The 15,954-nt window shown below is 70.8% G+C and carries 13 protein-coding genes; 5 read left to right on the top strand and 8 right to left on the bottom strand.

Features of this window, described 5'->3' with window-relative positions:
• Nucleotides 1–12: 12 nt before the first annotated feature.
• Nucleotides 13–1,635: a bifunctional 3-(3-hydroxy-phenyl)propionate/3-hydroxycinnamic acid hydroxylase gene (locus AB0E05_RS15615; RefSeq protein WP_361963444.1), complete on the bottom strand. Its 1,623-nt coding sequence runs from the start codon at nucleotides 1,633–1,635 to the stop codon at nucleotides 13–15.
• A gap of 264 nt (nucleotides 1,636–1,899) precedes the next feature.
• Here AB0E05_RS15615 and AB0E05_RS15610 point away from each other — a divergent pair, with 264 nt between their 5' ends.
• Complete coding sequence (locus AB0E05_RS15610) at nucleotides 1,900–3,153, top strand: cytochrome P450 (protein WP_361963442.1); 1,254 nt, start codon at nucleotides 1,900–1,902, stop codon at nucleotides 3,151–3,153.
• Nucleotides 3,154–3,247: 94 nt separating this feature from the next.
• Here AB0E05_RS15610 and AB0E05_RS15605 read toward each other — a convergent pair whose 3' ends face one another.
• The 4 genes from AB0E05_RS15605 to AB0E05_RS15590 form a co-directional block, all read right to left on the bottom strand.
• The gene (locus AB0E05_RS15605; protein WP_361963440.1) at nucleotides 3,248–4,315 is read right to left on the bottom strand and encodes a methyltransferase; all 1,068 of its coding nucleotides are present in this window, start codon (nucleotides 4,313–4,315) and stop codon (nucleotides 3,248–3,250) included.
• Between the two features lie 76 nt (nucleotides 4,316–4,391).
• On the bottom strand, nucleotides 4,392–5,195 hold the full coding sequence (locus AB0E05_RS15600; RefSeq protein WP_361963438.1) for a methyltransferase domain-containing protein: 804 nt from the start codon (nucleotides 5,193–5,195) through the stop codon (nucleotides 4,392–4,394).
• Nucleotides 5,196–5,464: 269 nt separating this feature from the next.
• A complete protein-coding gene (locus AB0E05_RS15595) occupies nucleotides 5,465–5,668 on the bottom strand; it encodes a ferredoxin (RefSeq protein ID WP_361963436.1) in 204 nt (67 codons plus the stop codon).
• A 28-nt stretch (nucleotides 5,669–5,696) separates the two neighbouring features.
• Nucleotides 5,697–6,713: a helix-turn-helix transcriptional regulator gene (locus AB0E05_RS15590; RefSeq protein WP_361963434.1), complete on the bottom strand. Its 1,017-nt coding sequence runs from the start codon at nucleotides 6,711–6,713 to the stop codon at nucleotides 5,697–5,699.
• Nucleotides 6,714–7,994: 1,281 nt separating this feature from the next.
• Between AB0E05_RS15590 and AB0E05_RS15585 the strand changes: the two genes are divergently transcribed.
• Nucleotides 7,995–8,624, top strand: coding sequence for a response regulator transcription factor (locus AB0E05_RS15585; protein ID WP_361963432.1), 630 nt, complete (start codon nucleotides 7,995–7,997; stop codon nucleotides 8,622–8,624).
• A gap of 12 nt (nucleotides 8,625–8,636) precedes the next feature.
• Here the strand turns inward: AB0E05_RS15585 and AB0E05_RS15580 are convergent, their stop codons facing one another.
• Nucleotides 8,637–9,125: a type II 3-dehydroquinate dehydratase gene (locus AB0E05_RS15580; protein ID WP_361963430.1), complete on the bottom strand. Its 489-nt coding sequence runs from the start codon at nucleotides 9,123–9,125 to the stop codon at nucleotides 8,637–8,639.
• Nucleotides 9,126–9,782: 657 nt separating this feature from the next.
• On the opposite strand from AB0E05_RS15580, the gene AB0E05_RS15575 reads away from it, so the two are divergent.
• Together AB0E05_RS15575 and AB0E05_RS15570 are read left to right on the top strand one after the other, a co-directional pair.
• Nucleotides 9,783–10,013, top strand: coding sequence for a DUF5988 family protein (locus AB0E05_RS15575; RefSeq protein WP_361963428.1), 231 nt, complete (start codon nucleotides 9,783–9,785; stop codon nucleotides 10,011–10,013).
• 62 nt (nucleotides 10,014–10,075) lie between these two features.
• Nucleotides 10,076–10,636, top strand: coding sequence for a GNAT family protein (locus AB0E05_RS15570; RefSeq protein ID WP_361963426.1), 561 nt, complete (start codon nucleotides 10,076–10,078; stop codon nucleotides 10,634–10,636).
• A gap of 139 nt (nucleotides 10,637–10,775) precedes the next feature.
• Here the strand turns inward: AB0E05_RS15570 and AB0E05_RS15565 are convergent, their stop codons facing one another.
• Nucleotides 10,776–11,336 carry a TetR/AcrR family transcriptional regulator gene (locus tag AB0E05_RS15565; protein WP_361963424.1) on the bottom strand — a complete coding sequence of 187 codons (561 nt, stop codon included), beginning with the start codon at nucleotides 11,334–11,336 and terminating at the stop codon, nucleotides 10,776–10,778.
• A 109-nt stretch (nucleotides 11,337–11,445) separates the two neighbouring features.
• Here AB0E05_RS15565 and AB0E05_RS15560 point away from each other — a divergent pair, with 109 nt between their 5' ends.
• Nucleotides 11,446–12,525 carry a hypothetical protein gene (locus AB0E05_RS15560; protein WP_361963422.1) on the top strand — a complete coding sequence of 360 codons (1,080 nt, stop codon included), beginning with the start codon at nucleotides 11,446–11,448 and terminating at the stop codon, nucleotides 12,523–12,525.
• Nucleotides 12,526–12,610: 85 nt separating this feature from the next.
• On the opposite strand, the gene AB0E05_RS15555 is transcribed toward AB0E05_RS15560, so the two are convergent.
• A complete protein-coding gene (locus tag AB0E05_RS15555) occupies nucleotides 12,611–15,934 on the bottom strand; it encodes a BTAD domain-containing putative transcriptional regulator (protein ID WP_361963420.1) in 3,324 nt (1,107 codons plus the stop codon).
• Nucleotides 15,935–15,954: the final 20 nt, after the last annotated feature.

Below are 15,954 nucleotides of genomic sequence, written 5' to 3'. Positions count from 1 at the left end.
TGCGCCGACCCGTCAGACGGTCTCGTGCGGTATGCCGCTCGGCACCGCCGCGCGCAGTTGGTCGCGCAGGTCGTCGATCAGCTCCCGGACGCCGACCGGGCCGCTCGCCGCGCCGAAGACGTGGTAGTCCGGACGGACGAGCAGCGCCGTCGCCCCGAACGCGGCCAGATAGGTCCGGTAGACGTCGTCGGAGTCCACCACGTCGACGGCGCCGTCCCCCGCCGGGGCTCCGGGCGGCAGCAGCCGGACCACGTGGGCCTCCAGCTCCCCGAGGAAGGCCAGCCGCTCCGCGTCGAGCAGGGCACCCGGCTCCTCGGTGGTCAGCAGGACGAAGCCACGACCCACGACGTCGTCGAACAGTCCCTCGGAGCCGCCCCGACTGACACGCCCTTGGGGGACCACCGCACCCGCGGGCGCCTCGGCCGCGGGCCCCCGGTGCAGCAGCCCGCCGGACAGCGGCTTCGCCGGCTCCGGCCCCGACGGGGCGCGCCCGCGCCGGTTGGCGAGCACCGTGGCGTCCCGCTCGGCGGCGGCCACGGGGTCCGTCACGCAGATCAGCCGGCCCAGCTGGACCGAGGCCAGGATCGCCTCCCTGGCCTGGGCACGGCGCTCCTGCGCATAGCTGTCCAGAACGTTCGCGGACGCCTGGCCGCGCAGCGTCAGATCCAGCTTCCACGCCAGATTGACGACGTCCCGGATGCCGGAGCACATGCCCTGCCCGGCGAACGGCGGCATGAGATGGGCGGCGTCCCCGGCCAGCAGGACGCGGCCCACGCGCCAACGGTCGGCCCAACTGGCCTGGAAGATGTACGTGGTGCTGCGCAGCAGCGTCGCCGTGTCGGGGGTGACGCCGAACGGTGCGAGCAGCCGCCAGGCCGTCTCGTCCTTGTTGAGCTCGGCGGTGCCCTCCGCCGGCAGGCGCATGAACTCCCAGCGCCGCCGGCCGGGGCCGCTGCCCACCAGGGTCGTGGGCCGGGCCGGGTCGCAGACCTGCACGTTGGTGGGGGTGAACGCGCGCGGTTCGTGCAGCTCGACGTCGCAGAGCAGCCACTCGTAGGAGAACCCGAGGTCGGTGACGGACACGTCGAGGTGGTTGCGCACGAAGCTGTTGGCGCCGTCGCAGCCCACGACCCACCGCGCGGACAGGGTGTGGGTGGAGCCGTCGCCGGTGGAGGACGTCACCTCCACCTGCCGCTCGCCGTCGATGATCCCCACGACCTCGTGGCCGCGCAGGACCGTGACGCCGGGCAGCGCCGCGGCCCTGGCCGCGATCAGCTCCTCCAGGGCGGGCTGGTGCATGGTGTTGGCGTCGGGCCAGCCGTAGGGGCCCGCCGTGGTGAAGGGGATGTCGAGGAGCGCCGCGCCGGTGGCGGTCTGCCACTGGTAGCCGTTGGCCGGTTCGGTGATGCGCCCCAGGTCCGGGCCGATGCCGGTGGCGGCCAGGAGCCGGGCGGTCTCCCCGTCGAAACTCGTCGCCCGGGGGAGCGGATACGGCCGGCGGCGGCGCTCCAGCACGGTCACGCGCCAGCCGCGCCGGGCGAGCAGCACGGAGAGGGCGGCGCCGACCGGTCCGTTGCCCACGACGACGACGTCCACGTCCGTGGGGCCTACAGGCACTTCGTTGAACGGCGTCAAGGAAAACCTCACAAGTACGCGCTGTGTGAAGAGCTGAATTCCACCACGCTGGAAATCGCTGGCACATTATTCCACGGTGCAAAACGTGTCAAGAAGCGAAAATCCTTACCAGGTTGAGGGATGTTCCGCCGCTCATTTCCGCCCTAGCCTGCCCAGGAGTCGTGCCAACGACCGTGCGGCCTCAAGAACTTCGGAGAGCGGATTCGCCGGTCCCCTTTCACGACCGCATGACGAAGCCTTTCCTCGACGCCGAAGGGGAGACCCATGACAGCCACCGCCGAGAACGCGGCCGAGCCGGTCGACCTGCTCTCGCCGGACCTGATAGCCGACCCGTTCGGCGCGTACGCGCGGATGCGCGAGCAGGCGCCCACCCTGACCGGCTCGATCATGGGCGGGCGCCCGATGTGGCTGGTCACCCGCTACGAGGACGTACGCCGGGTGCTCACCGACCCCCGGTTCCACAACAACCCGGCGTCGGTGCCGGACGCCCCGGACACCCGTACCACGATCATGCGCCAGCTCAACCTCCCCACCGACCTGGTCGACTACCTCGAAGACAAGCTGATGCAGATCGACGGGGCCGACCACCGCCGGCTGCGGGGCCTGGTCTCCAAGGCGTTCACGGCCCGGCGGGTGGCCCGGCTGCGCCCGCGGGTCGAGGAGATCACCACGGCGCTGCTCGACGAGATGGCCGAGGCGGGGCGCGACGGCACCCCCGTCGACCTGTTGACCGCGTTCTGCTATCCGCTGCCGTTCACCGTGATCTGCGAGCTGGTCGGGATCGACGTGGACGACCGCGCGCCCTGGTACGAGTGGGGGCACTGCCTGTCCTCGCCCACGGAGCACCGCGAGCGCCTTCCGCAGGTCATGCGCGAGTGCGTCGACCACATGCTGGAGGCCATCGAGCGGCGGCGCGCCGAGCCACGCGACGACCTGATCTCCGCGCTCATCCAGGCGCAGGAGGACGACGGCGACCGGCTCTCCGAGCGGGAGATGGTCACCCTCGTCTTCACCCTGGTGATCACCGGCCACGAGACGACGACGCACCTGCTCGCCAACTCGGTGCTCGCCCTCCTGGAGAACCCGGACCAACTGGCCCTCGTACGGGCGGACGCGGCCCGATGGCCGCAGGCGGTGAACGAACTCATGCGCCTGGGGCCCACCCAGTGGGGGCTGCCCCGGCATCCGTCGGAGGACGTCGAGCTGGGCGGCGTGACGATCCCCGCGGGCGCCACGGTCATGCCCCTGATCCTGCCGGCGAACACCGACCCGCGCCGGTACGAGGAGCCCGAGCGCCTCGACATCGGCCGCGGGACCGGGCAGAGCCACCTCGGCTTCGGGCAGGGGGCGCACTACTGCCTCGGTGCGCCGCTGGCGCTCCAGGAGGCGGAGGTGGCGCTGCACGCGCTGTTCGAACGCTTCCCGGACCTGTCCCTCGCCGTCGGGCGCGAGGAGATCCAGTGGACGCTGCGGCCCGGCGTCACCCGCGTCGAGAAGCTCCCGCTGCGCCTGTTCTGAGCGCACGCACGCCGTACCCCCTCGCCCGGCAGTCGTCAGGGCGAGGGGGTACGGCGTGCGTACGCTCAGGGCGCTCGGGGCGCGACCGGTGCGGTCAGGCCACCTTCGTCGCGCACAGGATGCCGTGGGCGATCAGGGACCCCGGCATGGTGGTGAGGTCCTGGGCGACCGTCCTGGTGACCCGGAACCCGGCCTCCTCCAGCCACTTCCGGTACGTCGACAGCTTCTGCGGCCCGCCCTGGCCCATGGCGCAGCCGAGGAAGTACGCGGGGAAGATGTCGACGCCGACGCTGCTGGGCTCCCTGACGTCCTCGGGGTAGACCGGCACCAGGATGTTGACCTTCCCGCCCACGTCCAGCGCCTCGCTCACGCGGTGCAGGATCCTGCGCACGTCGTCCTTGTCGAACATGTCGAGGAAGTGCTTGATCAGGACGACGTCGAAACCGCGGGGCACGCTCTCGAAGACGTCCCCGCCGATGAAGGAGCAGTGCTCCGCCACGCCCTCGGCCCGGAAGTTCGCCAGGCACTCGTCCTTCTTCTCGGGCAGGTCGAACGTCGTCACGCGCAGACCGGGCGACCCCTTGAGGCGGTGCGTGAGGATGGCGCCGAGCCCGGTGTTCCCGGCCAGGTCGAGCACCTGCGAGCCCGGCGGAACGTGGATGTTGCGGAAGAACCAGGGGTCCATGTGGGCGGTGACGTCGTCCATCATCGTCGCCCAGGACTCGCGCAGGTCCTTGTGCTCGGCCACGGCCTCGTAGAGGTTCCCCTCGAAGCCGTACAGCTTGTCCAGGCCGACGATGCTGCCGGACCTGACGCTGTCGGTCAGGTAGAACATCTGCCGGAGCATGACGACCTTGATCATGTTCAGCACGGGGAGCACCCGCTGGAGATCGGCGTCGGACACGCCCGCGAACGCGTCGAGGGAGTAGCCGCCGGACGCCTTGTCGAAGGCGAAGAACCCCTCCTTGACCGGGAGGTGCAGGAGTTGCTCCACGGCGTCCGGCTTGGCGCCGACGGCCTCGCCGAGCTGGGCCGCGGTCATGCCGGGCCGCTTGCGCAGGGCGTCGACGACGCCGAGTTCGAAGCAGGACAGCAGGATCATGAACCGGGAGGGCCCCACCATGTACTCGCGCAGACGCGTGAACGTTGCCACTGCATTCATCGCACTCATTCCTTCGGGTCGGCTGGTCGGCTGCCACAACGTCCCGCTCCGGCACGACGGTCCGCGCGCCGCGGACTCACTCCGGGCGCCGGGCGACGACCCTGGCGTGGTGGAGTCCGGCCTTGCCCGCCGCGAAGGCGGCCAGCAGCACCTCGTCCACGAACTCGTCGACGCGCTCGCCGAGCGCGTCGGCCTGCGTGGCGAAGCCCATGAGCTTGTACCGCCGGCGCATCTCCGCCAGCTCCGCGTCGGACGGCAGGGAGCCGTTCCCGCCCAGTGCGTGCACGATCGCCGGGTCGTAGTCGACCAGTTCGAGACCGGCGTCCCGGAGCACCTTCGCCACGTCGTCGGCCGGATAGTCCCGCATCGCCGGCGGCACCGAGGCGAGCAGGTCCTTCCACTTCGCGCTGGCCGACACCTCGCGCACGATCCCGAACATCCCCGCGCCGTCGCCGCGCGGCTGGGCACCGGACCACTGCAGTACGAGGTAGCCGCCCGGACGCAGCGCGCGGGCGATCCGGCCCAGCGGCTCCTCGACCTCCGCCAGCCAGTGCAGCACCCAGGAGGAGTGGATCAGGTCGAACTGCCCTTCCGGCAGCTCCAGTCGCTCGGCCGGGCAGACCTCGGCGCGCACCGGGAGCCCGGCACACCGCTGCCGCGTGGCCTCCACCATGGACGGTGACGCGTCGCTGGCCCACACGTCGAAGCCGCGCTCCGCCACGGCCCGCGCGACCTCCCCGGTGCCGCAGCCGATCTCGGCGAAGCTGCCGCCCTTGTCCAGGGCGTCGCCCGCGAGGTCGAGGGCGGCGAGCGCGGTCTTGACGTGGGGCGCGTTCACCTGCGCGTAGTCCTCGGCCAGCCAGGCGTTGATTGCGGTCATCGACGAAGTCCTCTCTCTGCCGGGAAGACCGCGGCGGTCACCGCGCGAGCCGAACGGCACACCGCTCTCGCGCGACACCGCGGTCACGAGCGCCCGGGACGGCGGAAGGAAGGGAGCGCGCGGGCCCGCGGACGCGAGGCGGGCACACCAGGGGGGCCTGTCCTGCGCGGCGCCGGGTGGAAGGGCGGGGCTCGTTCCTCGAAAGACTAGGGCGGCCCCGACCCTCGTGGCATCCCTCGACCTGATAGGCCGCGGGTCCGCTCGTTCGGCTACGGGGCCGTCCTGAGGGAGAGGGCCCGGCCCGGGCAGTTGTTGACTGCCTGGCGGGCCTTTCGCACCAGGATTTCACCCTTGGGCTCGGCGTCGAGCACGATGACCGTTCCTTCGTCCTCGCTCTGGTCGAACAGTTCCGGCTCGGTGAACACGCACTGACCGGAGCCGATGCATTTGTCGAAATCCGCGATGATCTTCATGGTGGTTGGCCTCCGGGGCACGGTGAATTCAATAGTCGGTGCTGGAGATGCGACTCCACGTACGGGTGAGTTCAACGCGCGAGGCCACGTTCATCTTGCGGAATATCTTCTTGAGATGGAAGGCGACGGTGTGCCCGGAGATGAAGAGGCGCTCACCGACCTGGGAGTTCGTGAACCCCTGGCTCACCAGCTCGGCCACCGCCACTTCGGAATTGGTGAGGGAGCCGGTCTTCACGCTGTCGTGGGTGGCGTACTGCGGATAGCGGCCACGCCGCACGCCGAGCGAACGGAGCCTGCTGACGACGCGGCGGGCGTCGCGCGGGGCCGAGGAATCGGAGTATCCGTCCACGGCCCGTTCCAGGACTTCCACGGCCCGGTCCCGTTCCTGAAGCGTGTTCGCGAGGACCTTTCCCGCATCTTCGTAGGCGGAGGCGCTCGCCCACCGGTCCCGATGCGTTTCGGCCGCGGTGACGAGGATATCGGGATTCTTCGCCAACAGCCCCTCGGCGTGGGCTCCCGCCGCCCGTACGGAGCGGATCCCGCCGTTGCGCGCGGCGAGTTCGGACGCCTCGGCGGTCACCCGTTTGGCGAGGACCTCGTCGCCCAGCTTCCGCACGGCCCGTACGAGCCAGGCTGCGGCGGCCGGCTGCGCGGCCAACAGTTCCAGGAGGAGCTGGTCGTCCGTGATGATGCCGACGACGAGATGGGCGGCGCTCGCCGCACCGCCCTGCACCTCCAGGAGCTGGGCCGCCGCCCAGGCGCACTGGCTGGGGCGGTGGACCGTCTGCCCCAGCAGGGCGTCGTCCCGGAGCTGGTTGGCGAAGTCCGAGCTCACGCCCATGTCGCCCTGCCTGAGGGCGCTGAGCGCCATGACGGCGTGCGCCTCGGGCAGCAGATGGGTGAGGCCGAGCTGCTGGGCCTCGCGCACGCCCTTCTCCGCCAGGTCGACGGCGGTGTCGAGGTCCCCCCGGGTGAAGGCGAGTTCCGCAGCGCACACCAGTGAGGCCGCGACGAGGCCACCGGTCTCCGCGGTGTCGGTCGTCATGTCCTCCACACCGGCGAGCACGTGCTCCCCGGCCGCCGGCTCCCGGATCCGCACCAGGAGCGCGGAGTGCCAGATCCTGGCGAATCCGCAGCAATTTCCTGAGCACTCCGGGTTTGCCCGTCCGGCGCCTTCCGCGAGGTGCAGTCCTTCGGTGAGATCGCCGCGCGACCAGGCGGCAAAGGAGAGTTTCGTCAGCTGAACGGTTTCACACGAGCTGTTGTGGCAGGCCCCCATGACGGAGCGGTCGGGCGGCAGCTCCAAGCGAAACGGTAAACCGAGCATCACATCTCCTGTCATTGGCTCATCACTGATCATCGGCCCATCACTGAGGCCGCGTGGTCCGCCCGGGTCTTTCCGGCAGCACCGACCACGGGAACTGTGCACAGGAACGTTGCAGTCATGGCGAAAGGGCGCACAAGGGGGCGCGTTTCACCGCTATGTGATGCCTCGTCGACTACCTTTGGGCGTCGGCTTCGCCCGACGAGGGGCGAGCAGACATGCCGCAGGGCGGCATGGAGCGGTGCCGATGAGGAAGGAACGGGGGGAAGGGGGTGGGGGGTCAAGTTGCATCTGACATATTTCAATGATCCCCAACGTTAAGCCCCGGAAGTGCAGAAGCACTTCAGCGCAGGTGAAGCATAACTTCAAGGCTGCGGCCGGGGTCTCGTGGGTTCGCCCACTAATTGACCGACTTGGCCGCGTTCTTCCCGAGGTGCAGCTTTCCCGGGCGCATTCCTTGCCGTGGCTAGTTTCCTACCTTAGCGGCTGGGTGCGGACTTACGGGTGGGTAGCCTCCGCATTTGCGCCAGCTTCTCCGCGGCCGACGCGTCGCGGGGCGGTCGTGTCGCGTGAGGGCGGGGAGGTGCAGGGTCTTTGCAGGGTGATCATGGTGTGGCACGGTGGGTGCCTGCGCGATCACAGTCTGGTACGGCGCTCGGGCGGGAGTCGGCATGGGGTGGTGGGGTGCGCGATTTCGATCCGACCGGGACGACGTGTGGCCGCCAACAGCCCCCCATTTCCCGCCAGTTCACGTACGAAAATTCAAGCCGGAGCAACGGCTACCGTTTCGGAGCAATTGCTGCCGGGTAGGGCTTGAGGTCGGATCATTGGGGTCGAGTAGCTCAGATCGCGCAGCAAGGGGAGCCGGGCAGGGCAACGGTAATTCTGGAGGGAAGCGTTTTGAGACAGTCATCCACACGCGTTCTGCTGGTCAGCAATGATGCGCGTCTGAGTGCTGCCTTGAAACACCCGCCGCTCCCCACGAAGTATTTCGTCATCTCGGTGCCGACCAGCACCCAGGCCCTGGAGTGCTTCGGGGATTTCGATCTCCTGCTGCTGGACTCCTCCACCCCCGACATGGACAGCCATGAGGTGTGCAAAACAATCCGCAATCAGGCATCCGTGCCCATCATCATCGTCGGTGCCTGTGTCAATGAGATCGACCGCGTGCTCGCCCTGAACGCCGGGGCTGACTACTGCGTGGTGAAATCGGACTCGCTCCACGAGTTGCAGGCGAGCATGGATGCCGTCATGCGGCGCTCGTATCCCTGCCCGGTCGGCCTGAACGCCCCGGGGCCCTGCGCTTCGACCGGCGAGGTGCTGGTCGCGGGGCCGCTGCGGCTGAATCCGCGCAATCGTGACGTGACCTTGGACGGGCGGCCGGTCAGGTTGACCCCCAAGGAGTTCGACCTGCTCGCCATGTTGATGGAGGACCCCCACACCCTGCACACCCGCAAGTCCATCATCGCCCGGGTGTGGAACGAGCATTGGTTCGGCTCGACGCGGACATTGGACGTCCATGTCGGGGCGCTGCGCCAGAAACTCGGATCCTACGACTGGATCGAGACCAGACGCGGAATCGGGTTCCGGCTCGGCTCCGCACCGTCGACCTGGGCGCGGGACTCGACCTAGCCCTGGGCGCCGCTATGGCCTGTGCCCGCCGTCCGTGCCGCTCGCTCCCTGGTGGCCCCGCGGTTCGACTGCCGTGAGGTGAACCAGTGCCCGGGCGGCCAGGCGGTAGCCGAAGGCCCCGAGGCCGACCACGACACCACTCGCCAGCGGGGCGATCACCGACTCGTGACGGAATTGCTCACGGGCCCAGACGTTGCTCAGATGCACCTCGACCCACGGCGGCGCATAGCTGGCGAGGGCGTCGCGCAGACTCCACCCCGCAATCATGAGGGCGCCCGGATTGACGATGGCCCCGACCGTGTTCCCGCCGTGCCGGTGAATCGCGCCGACGAGATCACCTTCCGAGTCGTACTGGAGGGAGAGGACTTCCCAGCCTTGTGCGCTGACTTCCTCGGCGACCGCCGCCTCGATGTCCGCGAGCGTATCGGTGCCGTAGATCTCGGGCTCACGTCGCCCCAGAACACCCAGATTGGGCCCGTTCAGGAGAAGCACGACACTCAAGGGACACCTCGCTATTCCTTCAGGATGCCGACGAACGGTGAACCGCGGGCCGCCCCATAATCCCGATTCCCGCTGCGGCCCGCCATCATCAGAATTGATAGTCCCGACGGCGTGCGGCAACGGCGTGTGCCCTCCGTTTGCGCCACGGGCATCAGGTCTACCAGCTTTGGTAGACCTGATGCCGAGGTCGGATGTTGAGGCGTGTGCCTATACCGCTGCCCGTATCCTCCGCGTACGCTGGGTGGCAGTTGTTGGAGAGATCGGGGGTTTGGGGGTGGCTGGTGCCCGGATGATCCGGAGCGAGGGGATGCACGGGTGCGGTTTCGGCGTGCGGGACCGCGGCGGCGAAGCAGCCTCCCCGTAGGTGAATGATCTCCACATTCCCGGTTCGCCCACGCGGCTCGCGACCGGTGGCCGAATTCACGGTCGGTCATGGTGAATGCCGACTGAATGCGCACGAGCGACCGCATTTCCGCGGTCTAGCCCATTTGCTGACGGACCGATCAGTTCGTTCCAGGACCCGGGTCGGGCGCGCCCCGTCGCCCCGGCCCCTCCACTGACCGGCGACCGTCGTCGCCCACCCGATGCAACCGCACGTCTGGACAAGCAAGTTCGGCGCGACAGCCGGACCGACAGGCCCCAGCCCGGAAGGTGAGGATGAGCATGGTCGACAAGGGCGCTCCCAACGTTTTCCTCAGCGGCGGCCCTCGCTCGTTGATCACGGACGAGGACCGACTGCGCTATCTGCCGGACCTCGGCGTGGACAAGGTCAAAGTGCTGTGCGGCAACCGCTACGAACACTTCGAGGCCAGCGCCGAGACGACCCGCGTCAACGACCGCGAACTGCGCGTCTTCGTGTGGACCCAGCGCACGTACGTCGCGGAGTGAGCCCCCGACCGTCCGCACAAACGGATGGTCGCGGGCGAGGGCGACGCGGCAGGATGCTCCACATGACACTGCCCACCCCCGAGCTGCACACCGCCCGTCTGCGACTGCGGCCGTTCGCCGACGCCGACGCGGCGTCGCTCTACGCGTTGCACAGCAGCGCCCACGTGCTGCGTTACTGGGACTCCCCGCCGTGGACCGAACCTGCCCGTGCCCAGCGCTTCCTCGCGACGTGCCGGACGATCGAGGAGGAAGGCATGGGAGCGCGGGTGGCCGTCGACCGCGTCTCCGACGGCGCGTTCGTCGGCTGGTGCGGCCTGACCGGCTGGAACCCGGACTTCCGCAGCGCGTCCCTGGGCTACGTCTTCGACGCCGCCGCGTGGGGCAACGGCTACGCCACGGAGACCGCGGGCGCCGTCCTGCGGTGGGCGTTCGACACCCTGGACCTGAACCGCGTCCAGGCCGAGACCGACACCCGCAACGTGGCGTCCGCCCGGGTCCTGGAAAAGCTCGGCTTCGTCCGCGAAGGCACCCTCCGCGAGGACTGCGTCGTCAACGGCGACGTCTCCGACTCCTGGATCTTCGGCCTACTCCGCCGCGAGTGGCACCCGAAGGCCGACCGCTAGGGTCTTTTGGAGCGGCAGCATCCTGATCGTGCACGGGTGCTGTCGCTTCTCGGGCTCTGGCTCAGCCATGAGATGGCCGGTCGCGTCGACCGCTGGTCAGACTTGCTCGGCGTTTCCCCGGTGCTCACCCGCGGGGGTGTCAGTGACTCGGTGGCGAGGGCAGTCCGCGGGTGAGCGCGTCGAGCATGGCGGCGAAGGTCCTCTCGTGGTCGGGCTGCTCGGCACAGAGCTTCTCGGCGGCGATCCAGCCCCACACGGTGAACAGGAAGACCGCGAAGGAGTCCCGCGCCTGTTCCTGCGTCAGCTCCGGGCCGCTCAGCACGGCCTCGGCCCTTTGTTGCAGCTCCTTGTAGGCGCCGGTCTCGCGCGGGAACTGAGCGAGCACCTCGGCGTCGGCGACGGGGAGGAACTCTGCGCGCAGGAGCCGCCCGAAACTCGTCAGCCACGCGCGCCAGTTGTCGGCGGGCGTCTCGGCGGTCCGGACCAGGACCCGTTCGAGAAGGTGGTCACTGATCAGGTCGAGCAGCCCGTCGCGGTCGCCGACCCAGCGGTACAGGGCCTTGTGGGTCACGCCGAGGCGCCGCGCCAGGCCCCGCACGGTCAGCTCGTTCGTCCCGGACTCCAGTGCGGCGCTGACGATCCTCTCGATCGAAAGCTGAGCCGGGCGTCCGGGGCCGCGTGCGGGCTGCTCCTCTGTCACGGATCCATTCTGCCTCATCGCATTAGTCCCCGATGGGTACTAATGCGTTACCGTGGTGCGTGTGACCGCGTCCGGACGCGTGGACGTGGCCCGCGAGAGGAGACGAGCGATGACGGAACAGCAGTGGACGCACCGGGTGCTCCATGACCCTGCGGACCTGGACGACACGCCTCCGGCGCTGAGCGCGACCGAGGCCCAACCGTGGGCGAACTTCGTGGTGTTCACCCCGGACAGGCTCCCGGCGGGCACTCGCCTCGGCCACCAGTCGCTGCGTCGAGAGGCCCCGCCGGGACGTGTGGGCGACTCGATGGCCGGCAGGACGCCGTGGAGTGCGAACAACCCGGCGGCGTTCCGGTTCGAGGTTCGTGGCGAGGGCCGGCGCCTACGGGTCAAGCAGTTCCTCTACGACTGGGCGTTCCCCGCCCTGGACCATCCGGCGCTGTGGGAGAGCCGCACCGACGCCGAACGACTGGACGAGCATCATGTGCTCTGGCACGGCATCGACTACCTGGGTCACCCCGGTGCCTCGGCGAGGATCGCGCGGACCATGATCGAGCTGTCGGTCCTCGACGGCACCTTCACCCGCGAGGAGATCACCGACCTGTACCGCTCGCTGCGACCGGTCGACCCCGAAGCGGTCACCGCGATCGACGCCACCCCGTTCGCCGCCTTGAGCTACTGGGCCCGCAGGCCCGAGGCCCCGGTGATCGCCGTGCCCCTGGGGCTGTGGGACCTGCGCCAGGTCAACACGGCCGCGATCACCTGGCGTGCAGCCGGCGAACCACACGCCCTGCTCGGGACCGTCACGGTCCCGCATCACTTGGGCGACCTGGCCCTGGACTCGATCGCGACCCATGACGGCCCGAGCCCCGTGGCGGCCGAGTACCTCTACGCCGGCGGCCCCGGGCGCGGGCGAGAACTGCGCCTCTACGCCCTGAACGCCGAGCACCTGCCGGCGGCGATCGAGCCCGATGCCCATCCGGGCGAACGCGAGGACGTCACCGTGGCCGGGCACCGTGTCCGCCTGGCATGCATCGATGAAGCCCACGGGCCGTTCGACGCGGTGATCGCCGATGCCGATGACCGACCGGCATGGCGACTGCTGGCCAGCGCCGACACCCACACAGATCGCCGCTGGTTCCTTCGGGTCCTCGGCGACCTGCTCGGCGCCAACCACTCGGCACCCTGACGCACTCTGCCCGAGCCGCCGCAACGATCGCACCGGAACGTGGTGGCGGCACGGTGCGTCCGGCAGCAGGGGGACGGAGGTCCGCTCAACTGATCTCCGTTGTCGTGGTGTTGAAGCGGGCGACTGCGGCGCGGGCCGTCTTCCTCGGGTCCCGGGCTCGACCGCGCTGGAACGCCGCCTCGTAGGTCTCGTCCCCCAGCGCGGCTCGCGCCTTCTCGCGGGCCCGCTCCACGTCCCTGGCATCAGTGGACGGCAGTTTGGCCCGTACGGCGGCGCGACCCCCGGCGGCCGTGCCGAGGTGTTCAGCGGCCAACTGCGCCCGGCCCGCCTCCGCCCAGGCGGCGGAGAGCCCTTCCAGCGCACGGGCGATGGAACGCAGCGACCCCGTCTCCAAGGCGGCCCGTGTTCCCCGTGCGTGCTCCCTGAACGCCGTGTCCGTGTCCCCGCGCAGCTCGGCCACGTATCCGAGTTCGGTGAAGACCAGCGCCGTCTCCACCGTGCCGCTCGCCTCGCCGGAGTGCTCCAGCCACGCCCGCAGATGGGTCTCGGCGGCGTCGAGGCGGCCCTCGCGGCGGGCGGCCAGGCCCGAGCCGAGTTGCGCGAGGCGTTCGCCGAAGTCGTAACCGATCTCGGTGGCGATCCGCCCGGCCCTGCGGTGCAGTTCCCGCGCCTCGTGGAAGTCGCCCTCGACCACCGCGCACCAGGCGAGGCTGGAGAGCCAGTAGGACTCCTCGGGCCGGAGGCCGAGGCTGCGGGCGATGGCCAGGGCCTCGCGGCCGATGCGGGAGGACTCCCGCGGGTCGCCGACGACCTCGGCGTGCCGGCCGAGCACGGCCATGGCGTGCAGTTGCCCCCACTGGTCGCCGAGCTCACGGAAGAGACGCAGCGCCTGGCCGGCGTCGGCGGCGTTCCGCGGGGAGCTGCCGTGGCTCTGCTCCGACCAGGCCCGGTTGGTCAGGGCCGCAGCGGTGCCCCACCGGTCGCCCTGCGTGCGGAAGTCGGCGAGCGCCTGGTCGAGAAGTTCCCTGCCCCGTTCCCTGTGACGGTGCTCGATGAGTGCGGGTCCCAGGAACCACGTGGCCCGCGCACGGGCGTTGGCGTCCCGGACGTCGTCGAAGTGCGCCAACGCGGCGTCGGCGCGCGCCACCTTGTCCGACGCCTGCGGTGCCATGTTCTCCAGGCCGGCGTGCCAGGCGGCTGCGACGGCCCGCAGCTGACGGCTGCCGCCGTCCATGGCGAGGGCCTCTGCGAGGAGCCGGTGCGCTTCTGCCAGGCGGCCACGCACCCAGCGGTACCAGAACGGGGCGGCGGCCAGCACGAGCGCGGCATCGGTGTCCCCCCGGCGCACGGCGGTGGCCGAGGCGGCGCGCAGATTGGCGGCCTCCTGGTCCATCAGGTGGAGCCAGCGCCGTTGCTCGGGGCCGCGCAGCATCGGATCGGCACGCCGGGCGAAGTCGGCGTAGTAGCTCATGTGCCGCTCGTGGACCGCTGCGGCCTCCCCGGACTCCGCCAACTTCTCGGCGGCGTACGCGGCGATGGACTCCAGGAGGCGGTAGCGGGGCCCTTGCGCGGTTTCCACCACGCTGACCAGGGACTGTTCCACGAGTCTGGAGAGCGGTCCCAGCACCTCGCCGCCCAGACCGCTGCCGGTGCCGGGATCCCCGGTCCGGCTCCGGTGAGATGCGATGTCGCCGGGCGCGTCCGGCGCGAGGTCCGCGTCCCCGGCGACGGCCCGGACCGCCTCGGGTGCGCATCCGTCCGCATGCGCCGACAGCCGCCGCAGCACCCGGCGCTCGTCCTCGGTCAGCAGCTCCCAACTCCAGTCGATCACCGCGCGCAGCGTCTGCTGACGTCGGGGCAGCGTACGGTGACCGCCGTCCAGGAGCCGGAAGCGGTCGTCCAGGTGCGCGCACAGCTGACTGAGGCCCAGCGCGCGCACCCGGTGGGCGGCGAGCTCCAGCGCGAGGGGCAGCCCGTCCAGGCGGTGGCACACCGAGGCCACGAGGGGGAGCGTCTGCGCGTCCAGCCGCAGATGCGGTGCGGCGGCGCGGGCCCGCGCGGCGAAGAGCCGTACGGCGCTGGGCGCCGAGGCCAGGTCGGCGGGCGGACGGCCGCCGTCGGTGTCCAACGGCGCGACCTCGTGGACGTGTTCGCCCTCGGCCCGCAGCGGCTCCCTGCTGGTGACCAGGCAGCGCAGCTGGGGCGCACAGCTCAGGAGCAGATGTACGAGCCGGGCCACGGGTGCGATCGCGTGCTCGCAGTTGTCGAGCACGAGCAGGAGACGGGAGCCGCGCAGCCGTTCGGCGAGGTGGGCCGCGGGCGCCGGGCGCCCGCGCTCCGCGGTTGCACGGTCGCGTATCCCCAGCCCCGCGGCCACGGCCTCCGCGACCCGGTCGAGCGAGCTGTCGGCGCGTGTCAGCGCGCCGAGTTCCACCAGCCGCACCCCGTCGGGGCAGTCGGGCTCCAGCGCGGCGGCGACCTCCAGCGCGAGCCGTGTCTTGCCCACGCCGCCCGGCCCCGTCAGGCACACCAGCCGCCCCTCCGCAAGGAGCGCTCGCACCCGCCGGACCTCCTCGTCGCGCCCGATCAGTCCGTTGACCGGCGCGGGCAGATTGGACCGCGGGCCCAGCGCGGCCCTGTGGCCGGCATCGTCGGCCGTCGCGAGGCCGGGGGCGTGGCGCAGGATGTCCCGGTGCAACGTGTCCAGCTCGGGGCCGGGGCGGGCACCGAGCTCTTCCGCCAGGTGCTTGCGCAGCTCCTCGAAGGCGGTGAGCGCCTCGGCGTGCCGGCCGGCGCCGTACAGCGCCCGCATGTGTGCGCCCCGGAGCCGCTCGCGCAGCGGGTGCTCGCGTGCCGTCGGGCCCAACTCGTCGGCCAATGCGTGGTGTTCGCCGAGCCGTAGTCGGTGCTCTGCCTGCTCCTCCAGCGCGGTGAGCCACTCCTCGGTGAGCCGCGTGACGACCGGCGCGGCGAAGGGCGCGTCGGCGAACTCGGCCAGCGCGGGGCCGCGCCACAGGCCGAGCGCCTCGGTGAGCGCCGCCACCGCTTCGGCCGGACCTGCGGCGGCCCGTGCCCGGGCCGCCAGCGCGCGGAACAGCAGGAAGTCGGCCTCCTCCTCAGCGACTGCCAGTCGGTAGCCGCCCGGCACGCTGATCAGCGCGTTGCGCCCGTCCTCGCCGGCCGCTGCCAGCGCGGTGCGCAGCTGGGAGACCTTGGCCCGCAGCACGCGGACCGGATGGGCCGGGCGGCGCTGCGGCCACAGGTCCTCGACGAGTGCGTCGACGGTCGCCGGGCGGCCCTCCCGCACCAGCAGCGCCGCCAGCAGGGTCCGTACCTTCGCCTCCGGGATGCGGACCGTGCCCCCGCCGTCTTCCCGCACCTCAAGCGTGCCGAGCAGCCCGAATCGCATGGGGCCACGGTACCCACGGG

The organism is Streptomyces sp. NPDC048057, assembly GCF_040653095.1.
Classification (GTDB): domain Bacteria; phylum Actinomycetota; class Actinomycetes; order Streptomycetales; family Streptomycetaceae; genus Streptomyces.
This window is presented reverse-complemented; position numbering and strand designations above follow the sequence as displayed.

Bases quoted from the DNA above. Each gene is read 5' to 3' on its own strand.
- AB0E05_RS15610 (WP_361963442.1), top strand. From the start codon at position 1,900: ATGACAGCCACCGCCGAGAACGCGGCCGAGCCGGTCGACCTGCTCTCG.
- AB0E05_RS15605 (WP_361963440.1), bottom strand. From the start codon at position 4,315: ATGAATGCAGTGGCAACGTTCACGCGTCTGCGCGAGTACATGGTGGGG.
- AB0E05_RS15600 (WP_361963438.1), bottom strand. From the start codon at position 5,195: ATGACCGCAATCAACGCCTGGCTGGCCGAGGACTACGCGCAGGTGAAC.
- AB0E05_RS15595 (WP_361963436.1), bottom strand. From the start codon at position 5,668: ATGAAGATCATCGCGGATTTCGACAAATGCATCGGCTCCGGTCAGTGC.
- AB0E05_RS15590 (WP_361963434.1), bottom strand. From the start codon at position 6,713: ATGACGACCGACACCGCGGAGACCGGTGGCCTCGTCGCGGCCTCACTG.
- AB0E05_RS15575 (WP_361963428.1), top strand. From the start codon at position 9,783: ATGAGCATGGTCGACAAGGGCGCTCCCAACGTTTTCCTCAGCGGCGGC.
- AB0E05_RS15570 (WP_361963426.1), top strand. From the start codon at position 10,076: ATGACACTGCCCACCCCCGAGCTGCACACCGCCCGTCTGCGACTGCGG.
- AB0E05_RS15560 (WP_361963422.1), top strand. From the start codon at position 11,446: ATGACGGAACAGCAGTGGACGCACCGGGTGCTCCATGACCCTGCGGAC.
- AB0E05_RS15555 (WP_361963420.1), bottom strand. From the start codon at position 15,934: ATGCGATTCGGGCTGCTCGGCACGCTTGAGGTGCGGGAAGACGGCGGG.